Source organism: Streptomyces sp. NPDC059003 (genome assembly GCF_042740445.1).
Lineage (GTDB): Bacteria > Actinomycetota > Actinomycetes > Streptomycetales > Streptomycetaceae > Streptomyces.
The window spans coordinates 68229-88333 of sequence record NZ_JBHYJH010000015.1 but is presented as its reverse complement, the minus strand read 5'-3'; the positions used below and the strand labels follow the sequence as shown (position 1 = coordinate 88333).

Below are 20105 nucleotides of genomic sequence, written 5' to 3'. Positions count from 1 at the left end.
CGCCGTGTCCCCGCACCCCCCGCGATCAGCCCACCCCGACCTGCGGGCCGACTGCGGGGACTGCTTCGGCCTGTGCTGTGTGGCGCTGCCGTTCGCGCGCTCGTCGGACTTCCCGGTGGACAAGTCCGGCGGTACGCCGTGCGGCAACCTCCAGGAAGACTTCCGGTGCTCGATCCACGAGCGGCTGCGCGGCAGCGGGTACAACGGCTGCACGGTGTTCGACTGCTTCGGCGCGGGCCAGAAGGTCTCCCAGGTCACGTTCGAGGGCCGCAGCTGGCGGGACGAGCCGGACTCGGCCCGCGCGATGTACGAGGTCTTTCCCGTCGTACGCCAGCTGCACGAGCTCCTGAAGTACACGGCTCAGGCCCTCGACCTGGCCGCGGCCAGGTCCGTGCACGGGGACCTGCGCCGCGCGTACGACCGGATCGACGCGCTGACCCGGGACACGCCCGATGTGCTGCTCGCCGTGGACGTGGACACGCTGCGCGGCGAGGTGAACCCGCTGCTGCTGCGCGCCAGCGAGCTGGCCCGCGCGGCGGTGCCGGGGCGCAAGAAGAACCACCGGGGCGCCAACCTCATGGGCGCCCGGCTGCGCGGGGCGAAGCTGCGGGGCGCCAGCCTGCGCGGCGCGCTGCTGATCGCCGCCGACCTGTCCGGCGCGGACCTGCGCGACGCCGACGTGATCGGCGCGGACATGCGGGACACGAACCTGCGCGGGGCCGACCTGACGGGCGCCCTGTTCCTCACGCAGCCGCAGCTCAACGCCGCTCGCGGCGACGCGACGACGAAGATCCCCGAGCTCCTGGAGCGCCCGGCGCACTGGGCCGCCTAGGGCCAGTCCGGTGGGTCGGCGCGCTCACCGACACGCGCTGGTCCTCGACGGGCTCAGGGAGCGGTCAGGGCGGACACTGTTCAAGATCCGCTCGTGACCGCGGCACTCCCGGACGTGAGGAGAGCACTCCCATGAAGATCCATCTGACCAGCGTCTTCGTCGACGACCAGGCCGAGGCCCTGCGCTTCTACACGGAGATCCTCGGCTTCGTGAAGAAGTACGACGTGCCGCTGGGCCCTGAGGCCCGGTGGCTGACCGTCGTCTCGCCCGACGAGCCCGGCGGCACCGAGCTCCTCCTGGAGCCCGCCGGGCACCCGGCCGTCAAGCCGTACCGCGACCGGCTCGTCGCGGACGGCATTCCGCTCGCGCAGTTCGCCGTCGAGGACGTGCAGGCGGAGTACGAGCGCCTGCACGCCCTCGGTGTCCGCTTCACCCAGGAGCCCCTGGACATGGGCGCCGTCACCACCGCCGTGTTCGACGACACCTGCGGCAACCTGATCCAGATCGCGACCCAGCCCCAGTAGGGGATCGGCTACGCGTACGGGTCGCTGGCCACGACCTTTCCGTTCCGGTCGAGCGCGTCGAGGGTGCGGTACTGGGTCTTGCCGTCCGGTGTGTCCCAGGGGAAGCGGCGGGAGAAGGTCATGAAGTAGCCGTCGGCGTTCAGCCGCGCCGTCTCCTTCATCCCGTCGGGCCAGGTGATGCGCACCGACACAGCGGGCTTCGCCGCGTACCCGTACGTCGTGTAGTAGCCGTCCATGTCGACGGAGCCGCCGCCGGACCACAGGGGCAACCGCTTGCGTTCCGTGTACCTGCCGTTCGAGCAGCTGGTGCCACCGCCCCCTTCCTCCACCTCGGTGCCGTCTTCGGCCATCACCCGGGTGAACATGCACACGCCGCCGCTCGAGTTCGGCGCCTGCCACACCTCCAGGCTCCGGCCGTCCGGCGCGCGCCCCTCCACCAGCATCCGGGCCTTGTCCAGGTCGACCTTGCCCAGCTCGTCGTCGTCGCCGCGCGTGAGTCCCTTGACCACGCCCGAGGGCAGCACTCCTGTCGCATCCGCCATCGCGCTCACTCCTACCAGTACGACCATTGCCGTCGACACCACCAGCCAGCGCCGCCGTGACCCCCGTGCACGGCGGTGCGGTTCGGGTGGTTCCGCCAGGATCCGTTCCAGCGCCGCCCGGCCCTCCGGTGCCCGCGCCGCGCCGTTGTACGCGTCGTCCCGTACCGGATCGGCCGGCCCGAGCATCCTCCGTACGTACGCCAGTGCTTCCTGCGTCGTGTCCGTGCGCTGCCCTGTCATGCCCGCCTCCCCTTCAGCGCCAGGGCCGTGCCTCGCGCCCCCTCGTCCGCCGACGCCGCGCCGAGCGCCCGCTCAAGGCGCCGCCGCGCCCGGTGCAGCCGTACCGCGAAAGCGCGGCGGCCGCAGCCCACGACCTTGGCGGCGGCCGCCACGTCGAGGCCCTCCCACGCGACGAGCAGCAGCGTCTCCTGGTCCTGCGCGGAGAGCGTGCCGAGTGCCTGCCGCAGGTGGAGTACGCCGACGACGTCGCCGGCGTGGTCCGGTCCGACCGGTGCCGGTGCGGCGGTGCCGAGCCTCGCGGTGAGCCGCTCGCCCCGCTGCTCCCCGCGCCGCTGGTTGGCCAGGGTCCGCCGTGCGACGGCGTAGAGCCACGGCAGCGCCTCGTCGGCGGCCGTGGGCACCTGCGCGAGACGCCGCCAGGCGACGAGGAACGTCTCGGACGCCACGTCGCCGGCCGCCTCGGGCCCGGCTCTGCGCGCCGCGAAGCGCAGCACGCGTTCGTAGTGTGCCTCGTACAGAGCCCTGAACCGCGCCTCGGCGGCCTCTTCGTCTCCGTCGTCCCCCCGCACGCCGTCTCCTCCCGCCGGTTCCTGACTGCCCTTCGCGTCTGTCGTCTGTCTATGTCCGGCGACGGTCGAAGGGTTACAGGCCCGCGGGCCCCGCGCGGCGGCGTGGGCGGTTTCTCGTCACGCCGACTGGTGGGTCGGCACCCCGTTCTGTGCCCGGTGCAGCCGTGCGTACCAGCCGTCGGTATTGAGGAGCTCCTGGTGGCGGCCGCGTTCGACGACCCGGCCGTCCCGTACGACGAGGATCTGGTCGGCGTCGCGGACCGTGCTGAGGCGGTGGGCTATGACCAGGCAGGTGCGGGTGCGCAGGAACGCGCCCATGGATTCCTGGAGTTCCTGCTCGGTGACGGTGTCGGAGTGGGAGGTCGCTTCGTCGAGGACGACGATCGGCGGGCGTTTGAGGAGGAGCCGGGCGAGGGCGAGGCGTTGGCGTTCGCCGCCGGACAGGCGCAGTCCGCGGTCGCCGATGACGGTGTCGAGGCCGTCGGGCAGTTGCTCGACGGCGGGCCAGACGCGCGCGTCGCGGCAGGCCGCGGCCAGCTCCTCGGTCGTGGCCTGTGGGCGGGCGATGAGCAGATTGGCGCGGATGGTGTCGTTGAACAGGAACGTCTCCTGCGGCACGACGCCGACGGCGGCGCGCACGTCGTCCAGGCGCAGCTTCCGCACGTCCACGCCGTCGATCAGTACGTGGCCCGAGTCCACGTCGAAGGAGCGGGTGAGCAGGCGGGTCAGGGTGGACTTGCCCGCTCCGGAGAGCCCGACGATGCCGACGGTGGTGCCGGGTGCCGCGGTGAAGCTGAGGGCGGCCAGGGCGGCCCTCGGTCCGGTGTCGTGCTCGGGCAGGGCGTCGTCGGGCAGGCTGCCGTCGAGGAGTTCCTTGTCGAGCAGTTCCTTGTCCAGGAGGCGGTCCAGTTCGTCGGTGAAGGGGTCGTCCCCGGCGAGCGACGGGACCGCCAGGTCGTGGGGCGGCGGGTAGACGAAGTCGACTCCCCGGAACTCCACGGAGGGTGGTCGGTCCTCACGTATCGGCAGGGGGCGCGCGTCCGGGGCGTCCACGACCTGCGGCTCGAACTCGAGGACTTCCTGGACCCGGTCGAAGGCGACCCGGCCCGCGACGAGTTCCACGCGGAGCCCGGGCAGGGCGGTCAGCGGTCCGAACAGCCGGGCCATCAGGGACAGCAGGGCGATCACCGTACCCAGCGAGAGGGAGCCGGCGATCGCGAAGCGGCTGGCGACGAGGTAGACCAGCGCGGTGACCAGGCTGACCATGAGGACGAGCGAGCCGGTGAGCGCGGCGGCGAGCGAGGCGCGGCGCACGGATGTGTCGCGGATGGCGGCCGCGAGGCGCTGGAACTCCGGCGTGTCCCGGTCGGGGTGGCCGTAGTGGCGGATCACTTCGGCGCCGCCGGAGCTGAGGCGTTCGGCGACCAGTGAGTCGAGGTCGGCGAAGGCGGCGAGCTGGCGCTGGTTGACCTTGCGCAGGGCGACCGTGAAGTGGGCCGTGAGCAGGTAGAGGGCCGGGATCAGGAGCAGGACGAGGGCGGCGAGCCGCCACTCCATGGCGATGACGGCCAGGCCGGTGGTGAGGAGCAGGAACAGCGCGGAGACGGCGGCGGGCAGCGTGCCCGCGATCACCTGTTGTACGCCCGCCACGTCGCCGTGCAGCCGGGAGACGAGGGCGCCGGTCCTGGCGACGGAGAAGAAGCCGAGCGACTGCCGCTGCAGATGCGTGAAGACGTCGGTGCGCAGGCGCAGGACGACGTCCTCGGCGAGGCGCGTGGCGAACCGGCGCTCCAGGTACGTCAGGACGGCCTGGGCGACGCCGAGGGCGACGAGCGCGCCGGTCATGGTCCACACCGTGCCTTCGTCGCGGCGCAACACGCCGTCGTCGATGAGGCGTTGCGCGGCCACCGCCGGGGCGACGGTGGTCGCGGCCAGGGCCACGATCAGGACGACCAGGAGCGTGACGCGGGCCGGGTGGGGGCGCAGGACGCCGAGCAGTCGCCGCCGCGGCATGGACTTCCGCCTTCCAGTGAGGAGTGGTGAGGGATGGGGAGGGTGGGCCGACCGCCCCGGACGGGTTCCGGAGCGGCCGGCCGTTCCTGGTGTGGGCGCGGCTCAGCAGTCGCGACAGGTGATCGACCAGGAGCTGTGGTTCGGGGACGGGACGCAGCAGAACATGCTGCTGGCGTTGCTGTTGCTCAGTTCCCCCAGATCAGCGGTCGTTTCGGCGCCCAGACCCTGAAGGTCATAGATGGCCATGTCGTGTCACCTCCTCTCACGGCTAGCGGTGGCTGGGCTCAGGCTCGGCCCCGCGGGGTCCGCCCGAGACTCAGGGGGCAGCAGGAACGGCAAGGTCGGACGCCGTGCCGTTCTCCGCTCCCCCGCGTGGACGGCGGCCAGGGACAGCAGGACGCCCGCCCCGCCGGTCGCCAGGTCCATCGACATGCGCAGCAGGTTCGTGCCGGGGAAGGCGATGTGGCCCCGCCAGTCGAGGACGTGCCAGTCGAGGATGGGGGCCTGCCGGGCGGCGGCGCCCGGGTCGCCCGCGTGGTGGGCGTTGAAGAGCAGCAGGCCCGCCGCGCCCTCGAAGAGGCCGGGGAAGGGGCAGAAGGACGGGACGACCGCGCGCCGGATCGCCGTGAGCGCGGACGTGAACTCCGGGTCCTGGCGGTGCGTCAGGTAGCGGTCGATGGCGATACCGACGCCCGCGCTGCCCGCGGCCAGATAGGGCATGAGGCGGAACCCCTCGTTGACGAAGAGCGCGCCGCCCTCCGAGTACGCACAGCGCCGCAGGTCCTGACGCAGCGCGACCGCCGCCGCGTCCAGGTAACGGGGCTCACCGGTCTCTTCGTAGAGCGCCGTCAGGAACAGGGCCGGGCCCGCAGAGCCCCGCATCAGCCCTGCCTGGGGATGGGCGCCGCCGCTGGTCTCGGCGACATCCGTCACGTCGCCCAGCCGGCCGCACACGCGGTCCGCGGTGTCCAGCGCCCGCTTCAGGTAGCGGTCGTCGCCGCAGGCGCGGGCGAAGTGCAGCCAGTTCAGGCCGATGCCGGAGAGCCCCTCGGCGAGGCTGAGGTCAGTGGCGGTGCCGGTGGCGGTGTCGGTGCCGGTCTCTGCGGCCGCGGCCTCCGGGAGCCGGGCCAGGACGTCCGCAGCCGCGTCCTGGTGGCCCAGGTCCCACAGGGCGTACGCGATACCGTGCCGCCCACCGTAGAAGCCGACCCGGCCGTCCGCCTCGTCCCGGTGCACGCGGTCCAGCAGCCACCGTTCCGCCGCCGGGACGCCGGGCGCTCCCGCCGTCCGCAGCGCCCACAGCACCCCGGCCGCGCCGTGCGCGAGGCCGAGCCCCGCGTCGGCGTGGAGGAACTGGGCGATGTCGCCGGGGAAGACCCGGTCGTCGCGCTCGGGCGTGCAGCTGGCGCCGACGGCCGCCGCGAGGGAGGCCCGCACCTCGGCCCACGCGGCGGGGCCGAAGTCGACCCGGCACGGTACGGGAGCCGCGGGCGACGGGCGCTCGGTGAGAGTCTCCAGGGCGTCGGCGAACCACTGCTCCGGCACGTCGTAGCGGTCGGCGATCACCCCGGCGAGCTGGGCCGCCTTGGCGCGGTTCAGTGGGACGAGCGAGGTCAGCGGGGCGAACACCGCGAGCTTGAGGGCGGCGAGCGCGTACAGGTCGACGTCCACGCCGCGGCGGTCGCGCGGCGCGCCGAAGCCCGGGTTGGCCATCACCTGGCGGCCGCCGTCCGCAAGGAACCAGCCCGCCTCGAAGTCGATGAGCCGTATCTGCCGCGCCCCGGCCGCCTCCTCGTCCTGTGTCGGGCACAGGATGTTGTAGAGGTGCAGGTCGCCGAAGACGACTCCGCGCCGGTGCATGGCGTGCACGGCTTCCGCGACGCGCTCCCACACGGACATCGCCCAGTCGCGGAACGCGGCACGGCGCCGCGGGCTCGGCGGGACGTCGTCCACCAGGGGGTTGCGCCGGGCGACCGCGGTGAACAGGGGCTCGCCCGCGACGAACTCCTCGACCAGGAACTCGTGCCCGGCCGCGTCGTGATAGCCCTTCAGCGCGGGCACGGCCGCGAGACCGGCGAGGCGCCGCAGGATGTCGCGCTCCAGCCGCAGCCTGGCCACGGCGTCCCGGCCGGCGCGGTCCACCCCGGCGTGGGGCCGCCCCTCCTTCACGGCCACCTTCTCCCCGGTGGCCGTCATCCGGCCCTCGTACACGCCACCGCCGTTGGAGTAGTGCAGGGCGCCGACGACCTCGAAGGGCAGGTGGTCGACGCGGGTGGCGTTGCGGCGGTCGAGCTCCGGCCGGAGGAACGCGGGCAGCTCCACCCAGTCGGGGACGCTGAACACCGGGCCGCGCGGGTCGGGCACCAGGGTGCCGTCGGCGTCCTCGATCGCCCCGGTCTCCCGCCCGTCGGGACCGGTGACGGTGCGCGGGGCGAAGGCGCCGTAGCGGACGTAGACCGGTCCCTGCGCCCAGCGCAGATCGCTGAGGATGTACGGGCCGGGGGTGCCGTCGAGCAGATCCCCGAGCTCGGTGACGGTGGTGCGCAGCTCCCGCTCGTCCCGCGGGTAGATCGTGGCGAGTTTGCCGCTGCCGGCCCGCTCCGCGTACTTGGCGTTGCGCCGCTGGTACTCGCGGGCGCCGGGCACCACCTTGAACGTCAGCGCGCGGCCGACGCAGTAGTCGTACACCTGCCGGACGACGTCGGCCGACCGGTCGACGGTGGCCGACACGTGGACCTTCCACCCCTGGACCGGCAGGCGCGCGCCGGGCGGCTGGTAGTACACCCAGCTGCGCTCCACGATCCGCCGCCAGCCGTCGGGCGCCGCGGCCTCGCGCAAGGGCGGGAAGAGGGCCTCGTCCGTGAGGTCGTGGCCGTGGCGGTCGTAGAAGTCCGGATCGGCCGCGCAGAACGCCTCGTACTGAACCTCCACGCCCCGTCTCCCTCCGTGTGCGGCCGGGCGCCCCCGACGCCCGGCCGCTTCCCCCCGCCGTGGCCGTTGCGGCCCTTCCGGCGCTGGTCCTCACGATGCGGGCCCGGGCTGCCGGAAACCTTGCGGAAGCCTTGAATCCCCTGGTCGGCGCGGTGCTTCGCGGATACGGTCGGCGGACGCGGACGGGGCGAGCACGCGGGGGCAGGCATGGCGGTGGAGTTCGGCTTACTGGGGTCGGTCGAGGCTCGGATCGACGGTCGGCGGCTGGGCGTGGGCCACGCACGGCAGCAGAGCGTCCTGGCGGCGCTCCTCGTCGACGTGAACCAGGTGGTGGCGGTGGGTCAGCTGGTGGACCGGATCTGGGGCCAGCACCCTCCGCAGCGCTGTCAGGGCACGCTCTACAGCTATGTGTCGCGCCTGCGCCGCACGCTCGACAGTGGCAGTGACGGCGACAGCGGCAGTGACGGCTCCGTCGACGGCGAGGGGCACCGGGTGCGCCTGCTGCGGCGCAGCGGCGGCTACGTACTGGAGAGCGCGGCGACCGCGGTGGATCTGCACCGCTTCCGCGAGCTGATCGCGCGGGCCCGCTCGGGCGACGACGCCGCCCAGTGCGTGCGCCTCTTCGAGCAGGCGCTCGGCCTGTGGCGGGGCGAGGCCTTCGCGGGCATCGACACTCCGTGGTTCAACGCCGTGCGCGAGACGCTGCGGCGCGAGAAGTTCGCCGCCGAAGCGGACCTGTACGACCACGAGCTGGGCCTCGGCCGGCACGACCGGCTGCTGCCGCTGCTGTCCACGCGCGCCGAACGGCACGGCCTCGACGAGCGTGCGGCGGGACAGCTGATGCTCGCCCTGTACCGCGGCGGGCGAGCCGCCGACGCCCTGGGCCACTACGACGGTGTCCGGCGGCAGTTGGCCGAGGAGCTAGGCACCGACCCGGGCCCGGCCCTGCGCCTGCTGCACCAGCAGATCCTCGGCGCCGACCCCGCCCTGGACGCGCCCGCCGCCCGGTCCGCACCGGCATCCGTACCCATCCCGCGCCAACTGCCTCCGCCGCCCCCGCTGTTCACCGGCCGCGCGCGTGAACTGACCCTCCTGGACCGCCTGCTCGTGCCCCGGGCCGCCGAGCGGGACCGCACCGTGGTGATCTCCGCGATCGGCGGCACCGGCGGCATCGGCAAGACCTGGCTCGCCCTCCAGTGGGCCTATGAGAACCACAAGCGCTTCCCCGACGGCCAGTTGTATGTCAACCTGCGCGGCTTCGACCCGGTCGGCACGCCCGTCACCCCGCAGACGGCACTGCGCGGCTTCCTGGAGGCGCTCGGTACGGACGCCACGGACATCCCCACGGACCTCGACGCCCAGACCGGGCTCTACCGCAGCCTGACCGCCGACAAGCACCTGCTCGTCGTCCTGGACAACGCCCGCGACACCGCCCAGGTCGTCCCGCTGCTGCCCGGCAGCCCCACCTGCACCGTCCTGGTCACCAGCCGCAGCCGCCTGGCAGGCCTGACCACCGCCCACAACGGCCGCCCCCTCGCCCTGGACGTCCTCCCCCACCCCGAGGCCCACGCCCTGCTGCTGCGCCACCTCGGCGCCGACCGCGTGGCCGCCGAACCCGACGCGGCAGCCGCCCTGTTGCGCCACTGCGCGGGCCTGCCGCTCGCCATCAGCATCCTGGCCGTCCACGCCACGGCGCACCCGGACGTGTCCCTGGCCGACCTCGCGGCCGAACTGCACGCGACGCAGTCCCGGCTCGACGCCCTGGACACCGGCGACATCACCGCCGACCTGCGGGCGGTGTTCGCCGCGTCGTACCGCACGCTCGATCCGGAGTCCGCGCGTGCGTTCCGGCTGCTCGGCCTCGCGCCGGGGCCCGACATCAGCCTGGGCGGCGCCGCCAGCCTCACCGCCCTGCCCCGCTCCCGCGTCCGCGCGCTCCTGCACCGCCTGCAGTCCGCGCACCTGATACAGCAGCAGGTCCCCGGCCGCTACCGCATGCACGACCTGGTCCGCCTCTACGCTGCCGAGCGGGCGCGCTCGTCCCGGGCCGAGGACACCGAGGAGGCGCTGCGCAGACTGGTGGACTTCTCCCTCCGCACCGCCCATGCCGCCGCCGGACGGCTCGACCCGCAGGGCGACCGCATCCCGCTGCCCACGGCCAGACCCGGCGTCGCGGCGCTCGATCCGGCGGACCACGACGCGGCCCTGGCCTGGTTCACCGCCGAGCACACCGTGCTGCTCGCCACCCTCCAGGCCGCCTTCGAGGCCCGCTTGGACGCGCACGCCTGGCAGTTGGCCCGGTCCCTCGAACCGTACTTCGACTCCCGCGGCCACTGGCAGGACTGGGCGGACAGCCAGCACACCGCCCTGGACGCCGCACGGCGCCTCGACGACCGGTCCCGGCAGGCGGGGGCGCACCGCAGCCTCGGCAGCGTCCACCTCCAGACGGGCCGCCTCGACGAGGGGCACCGGCACTTCCGCCACGCCCTCGACCTCTATGAGCAGGTGGGCGACCTGGTCGGACAGGCCCACGCCCACCGTGGCCTCGGCTGGGTGTGCGACCGCCAGGAGCGCGGCCGCGACGCGCTCGACCACAACGAACGGGCCCTGGACCTCTACCGGCGCACGGGCCACCGCGCCGGGCAGGCCAAGGCGCTCAACAACGCCGGCTGGCTGCGTGCGATGCTCGGCGACTACCGCCAGGCCCTCGACCACTGCCGCCAGGCCGTGGCCGTCAACCAGGAGATCGGCGACCGGCGCGCCGAGGCGGGCGCGTGGGACAGCCTCGGCTACGCGCACCACCACCTCGGCGCGTACGCCGACGCCGTGCGCTGCTACGAGCGGGCCCTCGCCCTGGAGCGGGCATTCGGCGAGCGCTACGGCGAGACGGAGATCCTCTGCCACCTCGGCGAGACCCAGCTGGCGGCCGGTGACCTCGACGCGGCCCGCGGCACCTGGGCGCAGGCCCTTGCGGTCGCCGACGAGATCGGCCACCCGTCCGCGGAGGATCTGCGCGGCAGGCTCAGCGGTTAGGGCCCTTCTGGGAGATCCATCAGAAGGGCCCTGAGCGGGTACGCGGCCCGGTCCCGCCACCGCGCCCCGTCCCAGACGATGAGCCGGACCTCGTGCACGGGGCAGGTCAGCGGGAGCGCGGGGGCGAGTTCGGCCTGCAGGGCGTCGTACGCGGCGTCCTGGGTCGCGGGGCCCTCGCTGTTCGCGACGGTCACGTGCGGGGCGAGCCCGGCGCCGAAGATCCCCCGGTAGGGCACCGCGTCGGGCCAGCGCAGGGTGAGGTCCTTGGTGAGGGCCTCGACCGGCTCGTGCGGCCACGGGTCGAGGTACAGCACCCCGGGGTAGCGGCCGAACTCGGCGAGCGTGAGGGCGAAGGCGTCGTGCCCGGCGAACAGGTCGCACAGGTCCTGGTGGACCGTGGCGTCGATGCGGCTCTCGTGCAGGAAGGGGTAGAGGACGGTCACATGGGCGGGGAACCCGGCGCGGACCAGGGGGTCGGCCTCGGGGAGCCTGATGGTGAGCGCGGTGTCGCCGGGTAGGTCCGGCCACCCTTCCGCGTCCCGCTCCTTGTCCGCCACGTCGGCGCCGTCGGCGGTGCCTCTGCCAGTGCTCATGACCGGCCATGATCGCACCGGTGGGATACCGGTGGCCCGCTAGGGGGTGTCGGTCCGCGCCGCGGTGATCAGGACCGCCCGGTACGGCATCGTGAAGCTGCCGCCGAGCGCGTCGATGACGGCCCCCGTTTCCGTGAGCAGTTCCGCCAGTCGGGCCGAGGGGATCTGGGCGGCGTCCGCGCCGGTCGGCAGTTGGTCGAGCCACTCGTCCCGGGTGTAGGACCGTTCCCAGTCGAAGTGCTGCCGGCGCGGTGCGTCGAACGCCTCCGTCCGGCGGATGCCGTCGGTGACCTGGGTGAACACCGGCGCGTACCCGTCACGGGCGGCGGGCGTCCAGGGGTTGCGGGGTGCGTCGGGCAGGACGCGGCGGTGGACCGCGGAGAAGGTCTCCGCCAGGGCGGGCGGCGGCTGGAAGACGTTCCAGAACAGGGCCAGGCATCCACCGGGCCTGAGCACGCGGGCCGCTGTGGCCGCTCCCGCGACCGGGTCGATCCAGTGCCAGGTCTGCCCGGCGACGACGGCGTCGAACGCGCGGCCGCCCGGGTCCCAGGCTTCGAACGCGGCCACCTCCACCGCGACGCCGCCGCGGCGCGCGTACGCGGCCATCCGCGCGTCGACGTCGACGCCGAGGACCGTGCAGCCGGCCGCCTGGAACTGCCGGGCCGCGATGCCGGTGCCGCAGCCGACGTCGAGGACGTCGGGCCCCGGGCTCGCGGCGACGACCGCCCGTACCAGGGCGTCCGGGTAGTGGGGGCGGGTCCGGTCGTAGCGTGCGGCGTCGGCGCCGAACGACTCCGCCAACTGTCGTTCCTGATGCGGTTCTTGTGCGCTCTGAGGCGTGCGCCCCGACGGTATAGTGGGCATGCGCCCACTATGGTGGGCACTCGCCCACTCGTCAACGGGTGGACAGGACACCGGAAGAGGAAGGACGGGTGGCATGCCGACTGGGGTGGCCCTGCGCGACGCGCGGGAGCAGCTGTTCGACGCCGCCGAGCGCGTCCTGCTGCGGGACGGGCCGAGCGCGCTCACCAGCAGGGCGGTCACCACGGAAGCGGGCTGCGCCAAGGGCGTCCTGCACCGGCACTTCGCCGACTTCGACGACTTCCTCGCCGAGCTCGTACGGGACCGCGTCGGCCGGATCGGCGCCCAGGCCGCCGCCCTGCGCGACGCGGCCGGGACCGGCACCGTCGCCGATCACCTCACCGGAGCCCTCACGGACGTGTTCGGGTCGGTCGCCGTGGCGATCGTCGGCCTCGTCACGTCCCGGGACGGCCTGCGCGCCCGGCTGCGCCGGACCACGCCGACGGGCCTGCCGGTCCTCACGGAGGCCACGGCCATGATCGCCGCCTACCTCACCGCCGAGCGCGACCTGGGCCGCGTCGCCGCGGAGGCCGACATCGACACCCTCGCGCCCATGCTGATCGGCACCGGCCATCTGCTCTTCGCCGACCGCACGGGCGCCCCGCCGGGGGCCGACACGGTCCGCAGGGTCGTGACCGCCACCCTCGCCGGCGTCATCCGGCCCGGCCCTTCTGCAGGGTCCGGGCGAGCCTCGGGCCCAGCCAGCGCTTGAGGCGGCGCAGGGCCTTGAGCTGTCCGGCGGTCTTGTCGAGTCCGTAGTACAGCTGGGGCGGCACGTAGGGCAGCAGCGGGGAGTGGCGCTGGCCGAGCAGGGCGAACATGCGGTGCGGCGGCAGGTCGATGTAGCGCGGCAGGTGCTCGTACCACTGGGCGCTGTGGCGGGCGGCGCTCTGGATCGACAGGAGGGCGGACTTGCGCTCCTGTTCGTAGGCGGCGAGGGCGCGCGGGAGGTCCGGCTGGGTACGCAGGGCTCCGGCGAGGGCCATGGCGTCTTCGAGGGCGAGGGTCGTGCCCGCGCCGATGGAGTAGTGCGTGGTGTGGGCGGCGTCGCCGAGCAGGACGACGTTGTCGCGGTGCCAGGTGCGGTTGGTGAGGGTGCGGAAGGTCAGCCACTGGGCCCGGCCGTGGGAGGCGGAGCGGCCGATCAGGGGGTGGCCGTCGAGGAGGTCGGCGAAGAGCTTCTCCAACAGGGCGAGCCCCTCGGCCTCGTCGGCCCGGTCGAGGCCGAGTCCGGTCCAGGTCTCGGGGGCGCACTCGACGACGCAGGTGCTGCCCTCGGGGCCGTACCCATAGGCGTAGCACCAGATCCAGCCGTGGTCGCTCTCCACGAACGCGAAGGTGAAGGCGTCAAAGACCTTCGGGGTGCCGAGCCAGATGTACTGGTTGCGCCCGGCCTTGATCTCGGTGCCGAAGTGCCCCGCGTCCTGGGTGCGCAGGGCGCTGTGGAGGCCGTCGCCCGCCACGACCAGGTCGGCGTCGCAGCGCGGATCACCGGGGGTGACCTCCTGTGCGAACTCGAGCCGTACGCCGAGTGCGCGGGCCCGCGAGGCGAGGATGCCGAGCAGCCGGTGGCGGCCGATGCCGAAGCCCTCGTCGCCGTGGTGGCGGGTCGTCAGCTCCCGCACATGGGCGACGCCGGAGTTCCAGCGGACCGAGTGCTCCTCCACGGCGCGCGCCGAATCGGGGTCGTGCGCGTGGAGCTTGTCGAGCAGTTCGCGCCAGTACGTGACGCCCCAGCCGTAGGTGGAACCCTCCGGGTTGCGCTCGTACACGGTGACCTCGGCGGACGGGTCCTGCCGCTTCAGCAGGATGGAGAGATACAGGCCGGCGGGCCCGCCTCCGACGCAGACGACCTTCACATGGACCTCTGTACGTTGCTCATGATGACGGAACAGCAACGGAGAGTAGCACCCGATGGGCAAAGTGTGACTAACCGTCAAGCCGGCGACGGCTGCGTCAGCTTCCGGCCCGCGGTGCCGCCGCCGCCCACGGCCGCCGGGCCGTAGCGGGATGCCGCTACGGCCCGGCGGTGTGACGGTGGGTCAGCAGGTGAGGTTGTCACCCGGTGTCGTACCGAGGATCTGCACGAACTGCTTGTAGCGGTCGACCCGGCTCTTGACCTGGGCCGGATTGCCGCCGTTGCACTCCAGCGTGCCGTTGATGCTGCGGATCGACTCGCCGAAGCCGTGGCCGTCGACGATGGCCTGGTGGCCGGTCACCGTGCCCGGGCCCTTCTGGGTGTTCCAGTACCAGAGCCCGGTCTGCCAGGCCACGGCCGGGTCGCGCTCCACCAGCCAGGGGTTGTTCAGCAGGTCGATGCCGAGCGCGTCGCCCGCGGCCTTGTAGTTGAAGTTCCAGCTCAGCTGGATGGGGCCGCGTCCGTAGTAGGCGTCGTTGCCCGCGGGGCAGCCGTAGGGCTGGGTCTTGTCGCAGTAGTGTGGGTAGTTGGCCTGGTTCTGCTCGACCACGTGGACGAGTCCGCCGGTCTCGTGGCTGACGTTCGCCAGGAAGGCGGCGGCCTCCCGCTTGCGTATCGTCTCGCTGCCGGTGTGGGTGAAGTCCGGGTAGGACTTCAGCGCGTCGACCAGGCCCTTGTACGTGTAGAAGGGCTTCCTGTTCGGGAACATCTGCTCGAACTGGGCCTCGCTCACGACGAAGCCCGAGGGGTCCGGGTCCGGGTTACCGCCGCCGGTGCCGCACTCACCCTTGTCCACCCAGACGCCCCACTCTCCGGTGGTGCCGGGCGCCTCGCCCCGCGTCCACCACTTGGCCTGCCAGTTGTGGCCTCCGTGGGAGGCGGTGCCGCCATTGGTGTAGACGGCGCCGGAGTCCCACGCCGCCGCGCAGGCGGGCGCGGCGGCGGGGGCCGCTCCGGTGGGGGCGGCGGTCGCGGGTGCGACAGGGAGCAGGACGGCCAGCAGGGCGGTCGTTCCTGCGGCCGCCGCCCCGGCGAGCAACGGCCGTAGCCGCCGGGCGCGTTCACGGGTGCGGACGGCTGCGCGGCGAGGCTGGTGACGGCCGGATTCCTGGGGCGGGGAGTACGTCGGACGGGCGTGCTTGCGCTCGTTCAAGGTGTTCACTCCTCGGTGCGGCGGCGAGCCACGGTGGGGGCCGAGAGGGACTGGGCGCAGTCAACCCGCTTGGTCTATACCAGTCAAGGGTGTAGACCATCTCGCCGCCGCGGGCCTACTTCTGACGTTCCGTCAGGCCGAGAGCTTCAGCAGCGCCGCCCACTCCTCGACCGCGGGGCGTTCCGCGAGGTCGGCGAAGGACACGTCCACGCCGTGGGTGTCGCGCCAACGGCCGACGAGCGTCATCAGGCGTACCGAGTCCAGGCCGTAGTCGGCGAGGTCCTCGTCCAGGGGGATGTCGGCGACGTCCTCGCCCAGGACGTCGGCGACGTCCGCGCGCAGCTGTTCCAGAGTCAGGGGAACGGTCAGGGGCACGGGGGTTCAGTTCCCTTCGAGGACGGTGGCGGTGGTGGTGACGACGGCGCAGCGGCCCGCGGCCCAGCGCAGCGCCATCGCGTGGTCGTCGGCGGAGAAGTCCGCGACGGCGTCGGCCACCACGAAGGCCTGGATGTCGCGCATCCAGGCGTCGCAGGCCGTCATCAGGACGCCGATGTGGGCGTACACGCCGGTGATGACGAGCTGGTCGCGCCCCTGGGCGCGCAGGTCGTCGGCCAGCGACGTGCGGACGAATCCGCTGTACTTCCACTTCGTCAGGACCTGGTCGTCAGGACCCGGCGCGACGCGGTCGGCGATGGCCGCCGCGTGCGCGTCGTCGGGCAGGCCGGGACCCCAGAAGTCCTGCTGGAGCCCGCGTTCGGCGGGGGTCTGGCCGCCGGGCTGCGCGGTGTAGACGACGGGGATGCCGAGGGCGGCGGCGCGCTCCTTCAACGCCGTTACGTTGGCGAGGAGTTCGGGGACCGGGGCGGCCTCGGCGTCGTAGGCGGACAGGAAGTAGTTCTGCAGGTCGTGCACGAGGAGCACGGCGCGCGCGGGGTCCACCGTCCAGTCGACGCGGTTGGCGGGCAGGTCGGCCGCGGTGGGCATGGGATAGGGGGTGATGGCGGGCAGGGCCATGGTGTGGTGCGTTCCGTTCGGATCGGGTCAGGAGGCGGCGGGCCGCTGTGCGGCGGTGTTCCTCAGGTCCTTCTTGGAGATCTTGCCCACGCCGGTCCGGGGGAAGGCGTCGACGAACTCCACGCGGTCGGGGACCTTGTAGGCGGCGAGGCCCCGCCCCCGGACGAACCTCTTCATGGCGACGGGCTTCAGCGGCTCCGCGTCGGGCCGCAGGATCACGTAGGCGCAGGTGCGCTCGCCGAGGTACGGGTCGGGCTCGCCGACGACGTTGGCGTCGTGCACGGCGGGGTGGGCGAGGAGGTGGTTCTCGATCTCCTCGGCGGCGATCTTCTCGCCGCCGCGGTTGATCTGGTCCTTGGCCCGGCCTTCGACGACGAGGTGGCCCGTGTCCGTGCGGCGGACGATGTCGCCGGTGCGGTAGAAGCCGTCGGCGGTGAAGGAGCGGGCGTTGTGCTCGGGGGCGTTCCAGTAGCCGCGGATGGTGTACGGGCCGCGGGTCAGGAGGTGTCCGGTGGCGCCGGTGGGCAGGTCGTTGTCCTCGTCGTCGACGACGCGTATCTCGTCGTCGGGCGAGATGGGCCGCCCCTGGGTGGTGACGATGGTCTCCTCGGGGTCGTCCAGGCGCGTGTAGTTGACCAGGCCCTCGGCCATGCCGAAGACCTGCTGCAACGTGCAGCCGAGGGCCGGGCGTACGCGGCGTGCGGCCTCCTCGCTGAACTTGGCGCCGCCGACGAGCAGCACGTCGAGGCTGCTGAGGTCGTGCGCAGTGGTGGCCGCCGCGTCGGTCCACAGCAGGGCGAGCGGCGGGACCAGGCCGGTCAGGGTGACGCGCTCGCGCTCGATGAGCGGGAAGGCGGTGTCGGGTCCCGGCTGGGGGCAGAGCACGATCCGGGCGCCCGCGTACAGTGCGCCGAGCGTTCCCGGCGACGACAGCGGGAAGTTGTGGGCGGCCGGGAGCACGCACAGGTAGACGCTGTGCTCGTCGACCCCGCACAGCTCGTTGGAGCCCCACAGCGAGTACAGGTAGTCGTCGTGGGTGCGCGGGATGAGCTTGGGCACGCCGGTGCTGCCGCCGGACAGCTGGAGGAAGGCGAGGTCGTGCGGGGCCGGGCCCGGCAGGTCCACCGGCTCGGCGTGCACGTCGGCCAGGGCCTCGAAGTCGCCCGGGTCGCCCTGGGCGACCCACACGTGTCGCAGCGTCGGCACGTCGGCGCGGACCCTGGCTGCCAGGGCGCGGTAGTCGTAGCCGCCGTGCTCGGCGGCGATGACGTAGGCGGCGGCCTCGGTGAAGCGGCAGAAGTAGGCGATCTCCGTCTCGCGGTGGGCGGGCAGCGCGAACACGGGCAGCGCGCCGATCCGGAAGAGGGCGAAGATCACCTCGAAGAACTCGGCGATGTTGGGAAGCTGGACGACGACGCGGTCGCCGGCCGTGATGCCGCGGGCGGTCATGCCCGCGGCGAGGCGGTCGGCGCGCGCGTCGAGTTCGCCGTAGCTCCAGCGGCGGTCGGTGGCGGGGTCGACGATCGCGATCCGGTCCGGATGGACCGTGGCCCGCTCGCGCAGCATCCGGCCGAAGGTCTCGCCGCGCCAGTAGCCCGCGGCGCGGTAGCGCTCGGCGAACTCCGCGGGCCAGGTGGGCGCTTCAGGCGACGCGTTGGTCACAGCTCGGCCCCCACCGCGGCGAGGAACGTGCGGAACTTCGCGGCGGTCTCCGCCGTCTCGGCCTCCGGCTCGGACGCGGCGACGACGCCCGCGCCCGCGTACAGGCGCAAGGAGCTGCCCTCCGCCTCCGCGCAGCGGATGGTGACGATCCACTCGCCGTCGCCGGACGCGTCGCCCCAGCCGACCATGCCGGTGAAGAAGCCGCGGTCGAAGGGTTCGCTGTCGCGGATGACCTCGCGGGCGGTGGCGGTCGGCGTGCCGCAGACGGCCGGGGTGGGGTGCAGGGCGCAGGCGAGTTCGAGCGCGGACGTCCCGGGGCTCGCGAGGGTGCCGGTGACCGTCGTGGACAGGTGCCACATGGCGGCGGTGCGGATCAGGGTGGGCTTGGCGGGGACGGTCATGTCCGCGCAGTACGGCGCGAGCGCCTGGTGCACGGCGTCGACGACGACCGCGTGCTCGTGCAGGTCCTTGGCCGACTGCAGCAGGGCGGCGGCCCGGCGCACGTCCTCGGCGAGGTCGTCGCTGCGCGGGATGGACCCGGCGAGCGGATTGGCGACGACACGCTGCCCGCGGCGGGACACCAGGAGCTCGGGGCTGGCGCCGATGAGGGTGCGCTCGGGCCCGGTGGGCAGGGCGAAGGTGTAGCCGGTGGGGTCGCGGCGGGCCAGGCGCTGGAGCATGGCGGGTACGTCGACGGGTGCGGCGGAGTCGAGTTCGAGGGTGCGGGCGAGCACGACCTTGCTGAACTCGCCGCGCCACATGCGGTCCACGGCGGCGGCGACGGCGGAGCCGTACGCGTCGGGGGCGGGCACCTGCCGGATGCGCCAGTCGACGGCGGCGGGCGGTTCGGCGGGCAGGGCGATCAGCGGGTCGGCGGACAGTGGCGGGGCGTCCCGCAGTGCCCGGGGCACGGCGAGCGCGGCCGGCGCGGTCTGGTCGAAGGGCACCGCGCCGATGACGACCGGCGCCTTCGCTCCCGCGGCGCGGGCCTCCGCGAGGGTCCGGGCGACGCGCGCCGCCAAGGGTCTGTCGTCGTGCGGCACTTCGCTGTGGACTCCCTGGCCCAGCAGGGTCCGGGTGGGGGTGCCGAGGAAGCGGGCGCCGGGGCGGTAGTCGGCCAGGAGCGCGGTGGCTGCGCCGACGGCCGGGTGGGCGGGGTCGGCCAGGGCGGTGACGTGTGTGGCGACATCGGGTGCCGTCGACACGGGGACTCCGTTTCTCTCACGGTCCGGCGCTCGCGTACGCGGGTACGGAAGTGCGGCCGTGGGTGAGGGGGGTGGTGAGGGGTGTACGGGGAGGGGTGGTGAGGGTGCGGGTGGGTGCCGTGGTGCCGCCGGGGGCGGGTCGGCGAAGGGGGTGGGTCAGCCGGGGGCAGGTCGGCGGAGGGCGGGTCAGCGGAGGGTGGCGCCGCCGTCGACGTAGAGCTCCTGCATGGTGATGTGGCGCGCGCGGTCGGACGCGAGGAAGAGCACGGCCTCCGCGATGTCGTGCGGCTCCGCGATGCGGCCCAGCGGGATGCCGGTGCGGTACGTGGCGGGGTCGCCGTCGATCACGCGGCGCGGGGCGTCGTCGTCGGTCCACAGGGCGCGCTGCATGGCGGTGTCGGTGGAGCCGGGCGCGACGATGTTGCAGCGCACGCCGCTGCGGGCGAGTTCCAGGCCCAGGCACTTGGTGTACATCGCCGCCGCGGCCTTGGACGCGGCGTAGGCGGCCATGCCGGTGCGGGGCACTCCCGCGGCGTTGGAGCCGACGGTGACGATGCTGCCGCGGCCGCGCGCGGCCATGCGGGTCGCGACGGCGCGGGAGGTGTGGAAGACGCCGGTGGTGTTCACGGCGAAGGTGTCCGCCCAGTCCGCGTCGGTGAGTTCGGCGGCGGGGCCCGGGCGGAGGATTCCGGCCACGTTCACGAGGATGTCGAGCGGGCCGTGCGCGCGCTCGACGGTGTCCACGACGGCTTCGACGGCTGCGGCGTCGGTGACGTCCATGAGGTGCGCGGTGAGGGTTCCGGCCGCGGGGTCGGCGCCCCGGGCCAGGCGGTCGGACCACGCGGCGGCCAGCTTCTCCACGCCGTCGGCGGCGCGGTCGGTGGCGACCACCGTGGCCCCCGCGGCGGCGAGCGCCTCGGCGACCGCCGCGCCGATGCCCTGACCGGCCCCCGTGACCAGGGCCGTTCGGTCGGCGAGCGCGGCGCTGGCGCCGGGTATGTGTTCAGGCATGGGC

General features: G+C 73.6%; 18 protein-coding genes. 4 read left to right on the top strand and 14 right to left on the bottom strand.

Annotation, left to right across the window (positions count from 1 at the left end; all coding sequences use genetic code 11):
* The first annotated feature begins 4 nt into the window (after window positions 1-4).
* Window positions 5-832, top strand: coding sequence for a pentapeptide repeat-containing protein (locus ACFWZ5_RS09460; protein ID WP_384793093.1), 828 nt, complete (start codon window positions 5-7; stop codon window positions 830-832).
* Window positions 833-963: 131 nt separating this feature from the next.
* Window positions 964-1356, top strand: coding sequence for a VOC family protein (locus ACFWZ5_RS09455; protein WP_384793096.1), 393 nt, complete (start codon window positions 964-966; stop codon window positions 1354-1356).
* Between the two features lie 8 nt (window positions 1357-1364).
* Here the strand turns inward: ACFWZ5_RS09455 and ACFWZ5_RS09450 are convergent, their stop codons facing one another.
* The 5 genes from ACFWZ5_RS09450 to lanKC all read right to left on the bottom strand — a co-directional run bounded on the left by ACFWZ5_RS09450 (window position 1365) and on the right by lanKC (window position 7651).
* A complete protein-coding gene (locus tag ACFWZ5_RS09450) occupies window positions 1365-2138 on the bottom strand; it encodes a hypothetical protein (RefSeq protein WP_384793099.1) in 774 nt (257 codons plus the stop codon).
* Complete coding sequence (locus tag ACFWZ5_RS09445) at window positions 2135-2707, bottom strand: RNA polymerase sigma factor (protein WP_384793102.1); 573 nt, start codon at window positions 2705-2707, stop codon at window positions 2135-2137. Before ACFWZ5_RS09445 ends, ACFWZ5_RS09450 begins: the two co-directional genes overlap by 4 nt.
* A 117-nt stretch (window positions 2708-2824) precedes the next feature.
* A complete protein-coding gene (locus ACFWZ5_RS09440) occupies window positions 2825-4720 on the bottom strand; it encodes an ABC transporter ATP-binding protein (RefSeq protein ID WP_384793105.1) in 1896 nt (631 codons plus the stop codon).
* A gap of 102 nt (window positions 4721-4822) precedes the next feature.
* A complete protein-coding gene (locus tag ACFWZ5_RS09435) occupies window positions 4823-4966 on the bottom strand; it encodes a SapB/AmfS family lanthipeptide (protein WP_384793108.1) in 144 nt (47 codons plus the stop codon).
* Between the two features lie 6 nt (window positions 4967-4972).
* Window positions 4973-7651 carry a class III lanthionine synthetase LanKC gene (lanKC, locus tag ACFWZ5_RS09430; RefSeq protein ID WP_384793111.1) on the bottom strand — a complete coding sequence of 893 codons (2679 nt, stop codon included), beginning with the start codon at window positions 7649-7651 and terminating at the stop codon, window positions 4973-4975.
* A gap of 207 nt (window positions 7652-7858) precedes the next feature.
* Here lanKC and ACFWZ5_RS09425 point away from each other — a divergent pair, with 207 nt between their 5' ends.
* Window positions 7859-10684, top strand: coding sequence for a BTAD domain-containing putative transcriptional regulator (locus ACFWZ5_RS09425; protein ID WP_384793114.1), 2826 nt, complete (start codon window positions 7859-7861; stop codon window positions 10682-10684).
* Here the strand turns inward: ACFWZ5_RS09425 and ACFWZ5_RS09420 are convergent.
* Window positions 10681-11277, bottom strand: a complete 597-nt coding sequence (locus tag ACFWZ5_RS09420; protein WP_384793117.1) for a 2'-5' RNA ligase family protein — start codon at window positions 11275-11277, stop codon at window positions 10681-10683. The two genes, ACFWZ5_RS09425 and ACFWZ5_RS09420, sit on opposite strands and share 4 nt — an antisense overlap.
* A 39-nt stretch (window positions 11278-11316) precedes the next feature.
* A complete protein-coding gene (locus ACFWZ5_RS09415) occupies window positions 11317-12141 on the bottom strand; it encodes a class I SAM-dependent methyltransferase (RefSeq protein WP_384793120.1) in 825 nt (274 codons plus the stop codon).
* A gap of 73 nt (window positions 12142-12214) precedes the next feature.
* Between ACFWZ5_RS09415 and ACFWZ5_RS09410 the strand changes: the two genes are divergently transcribed.
* Window positions 12215-12850: a TetR/AcrR family transcriptional regulator gene (locus ACFWZ5_RS09410; RefSeq protein WP_384793123.1), complete on the top strand. Its 636-nt coding sequence runs from the start codon at window positions 12215-12217 to the stop codon at window positions 12848-12850.
* Here the strand turns inward: ACFWZ5_RS09410 and ACFWZ5_RS09405 are convergent.
* From ACFWZ5_RS09405 to ACFWZ5_RS09375, 7 genes are all read right to left on the bottom strand, one after another.
* Window positions 12792-13997: an FAD-dependent monooxygenase gene (locus tag ACFWZ5_RS09405; RefSeq protein ID WP_384793126.1), complete on the bottom strand. Its 1206-nt coding sequence runs from the start codon at window positions 13995-13997 to the stop codon at window positions 12792-12794. The genes ACFWZ5_RS09410 and ACFWZ5_RS09405 overlap by 59 nt on opposite strands.
* A gap of 183 nt (window positions 13998-14180) precedes the next feature.
* Window positions 14181-15095, bottom strand: a complete 915-nt coding sequence (locus ACFWZ5_RS09400; RefSeq protein WP_384793137.1) for a glycoside hydrolase family 19 protein — start codon at window positions 15093-15095, stop codon at window positions 14181-14183.
* A 246-nt stretch (window positions 15096-15341) separates the two neighbouring features.
* The gene (locus tag ACFWZ5_RS09395; protein WP_384793129.1) at window positions 15342-15584 is read right to left on the bottom strand and encodes a phosphopantetheine-binding protein; all 243 of its coding nucleotides are present in this window, start codon (window positions 15582-15584) and stop codon (window positions 15342-15344) included.
* Window positions 15585-15590: 6 nt separating this feature from the next.
* Window positions 15591-16223, bottom strand: a complete 633-nt coding sequence (locus ACFWZ5_RS09390; RefSeq protein WP_384793132.1) for an isochorismatase family protein — start codon at window positions 16221-16223, stop codon at window positions 15591-15593.
* Between the two features lie 27 nt (window positions 16224-16250).
* On the bottom strand, window positions 16251-17885 hold the full coding sequence (locus ACFWZ5_RS09385) for a (2,3-dihydroxybenzoyl)adenylate synthase (protein ID WP_384890575.1): 1635 nt from the start codon (window positions 17883-17885) through the stop codon (window positions 16251-16253).
* Window positions 17882-19090 (bottom strand): isochorismate synthase DhbC, encoded by a 1209-nt coding sequence (gene dhbC, locus ACFWZ5_RS09380; protein ID WP_384787617.1) that lies wholly within the window; start codon window positions 19088-19090, stop codon window positions 17882-17884. Before dhbC ends, ACFWZ5_RS09385 begins: the two co-directional genes overlap by 4 nt.
* A gap of 186 nt (window positions 19091-19276) precedes the next feature.
* Window positions 19277-20101 (bottom strand): 2,3-dihydro-2,3-dihydroxybenzoate dehydrogenase, encoded by an 825-nt coding sequence (locus tag ACFWZ5_RS09375; RefSeq protein WP_384787614.1) that lies wholly within the window; start codon window positions 20099-20101, stop codon window positions 19277-19279.
* Window positions 20102-20105 lie beyond the last annotated feature (4 nt).

Coding starts and splice junctions, on each gene's coding strand:
- ACFWZ5_RS09455 (WP_384793096.1), top strand. CDS start 964: ATGAAGATCCATCTGACCAGCGTCTTCGTCGACGACCAGGCCGAGGCC.
- ACFWZ5_RS09450 (WP_384793099.1), bottom strand. CDS start 2,138: ATGACAGGGCAGCGCACGGACACGACGCAGGAAGCACTGGCGTACGTA.
- ACFWZ5_RS09440 (WP_384793105.1), bottom strand. CDS start 4,720: ATGCCGCGGCGGCGACTGCTCGGCGTCCTGCGCCCCCACCCGGCCCGC.
- ACFWZ5_RS09435 (WP_384793108.1), bottom strand. CDS start 4,966: ATGGCCATCTATGACCTTCAGGGTCTGGGCGCCGAAACGACCGCTGAT.
- ACFWZ5_RS09425 (WP_384793114.1), top strand. CDS start 7,859: ATGGCGGTGGAGTTCGGCTTACTGGGGTCGGTCGAGGCTCGGATCGAC.
- ACFWZ5_RS09420 (WP_384793117.1), bottom strand. CDS start 11,277: ATGAGCACTGGCAGAGGCACCGCCGACGGCGCCGACGTGGCGGACAAG.
- ACFWZ5_RS09415 (WP_384793120.1), bottom strand. CDS start 12,141: ATGCCCACTATACCGTCGGGGCGCACGCCTCAGAGCGCACAAGAACCG.
- ACFWZ5_RS09410 (WP_384793123.1), top strand. CDS start 12,215: ATGCCGACTGGGGTGGCCCTGCGCGACGCGCGGGAGCAGCTGTTCGAC.
- ACFWZ5_RS09390 (WP_384793132.1), bottom strand. CDS start 16,223: ATGGCCCTGCCCGCCATCACCCCCTATCCCATGCCCACCGCGGCCGAC.
- ACFWZ5_RS09375 (WP_384787614.1), bottom strand. CDS start 20,101: ATGCCTGAACACATACCCGGCGCCAGCGCCGCGCTCGCCGACCGAACG.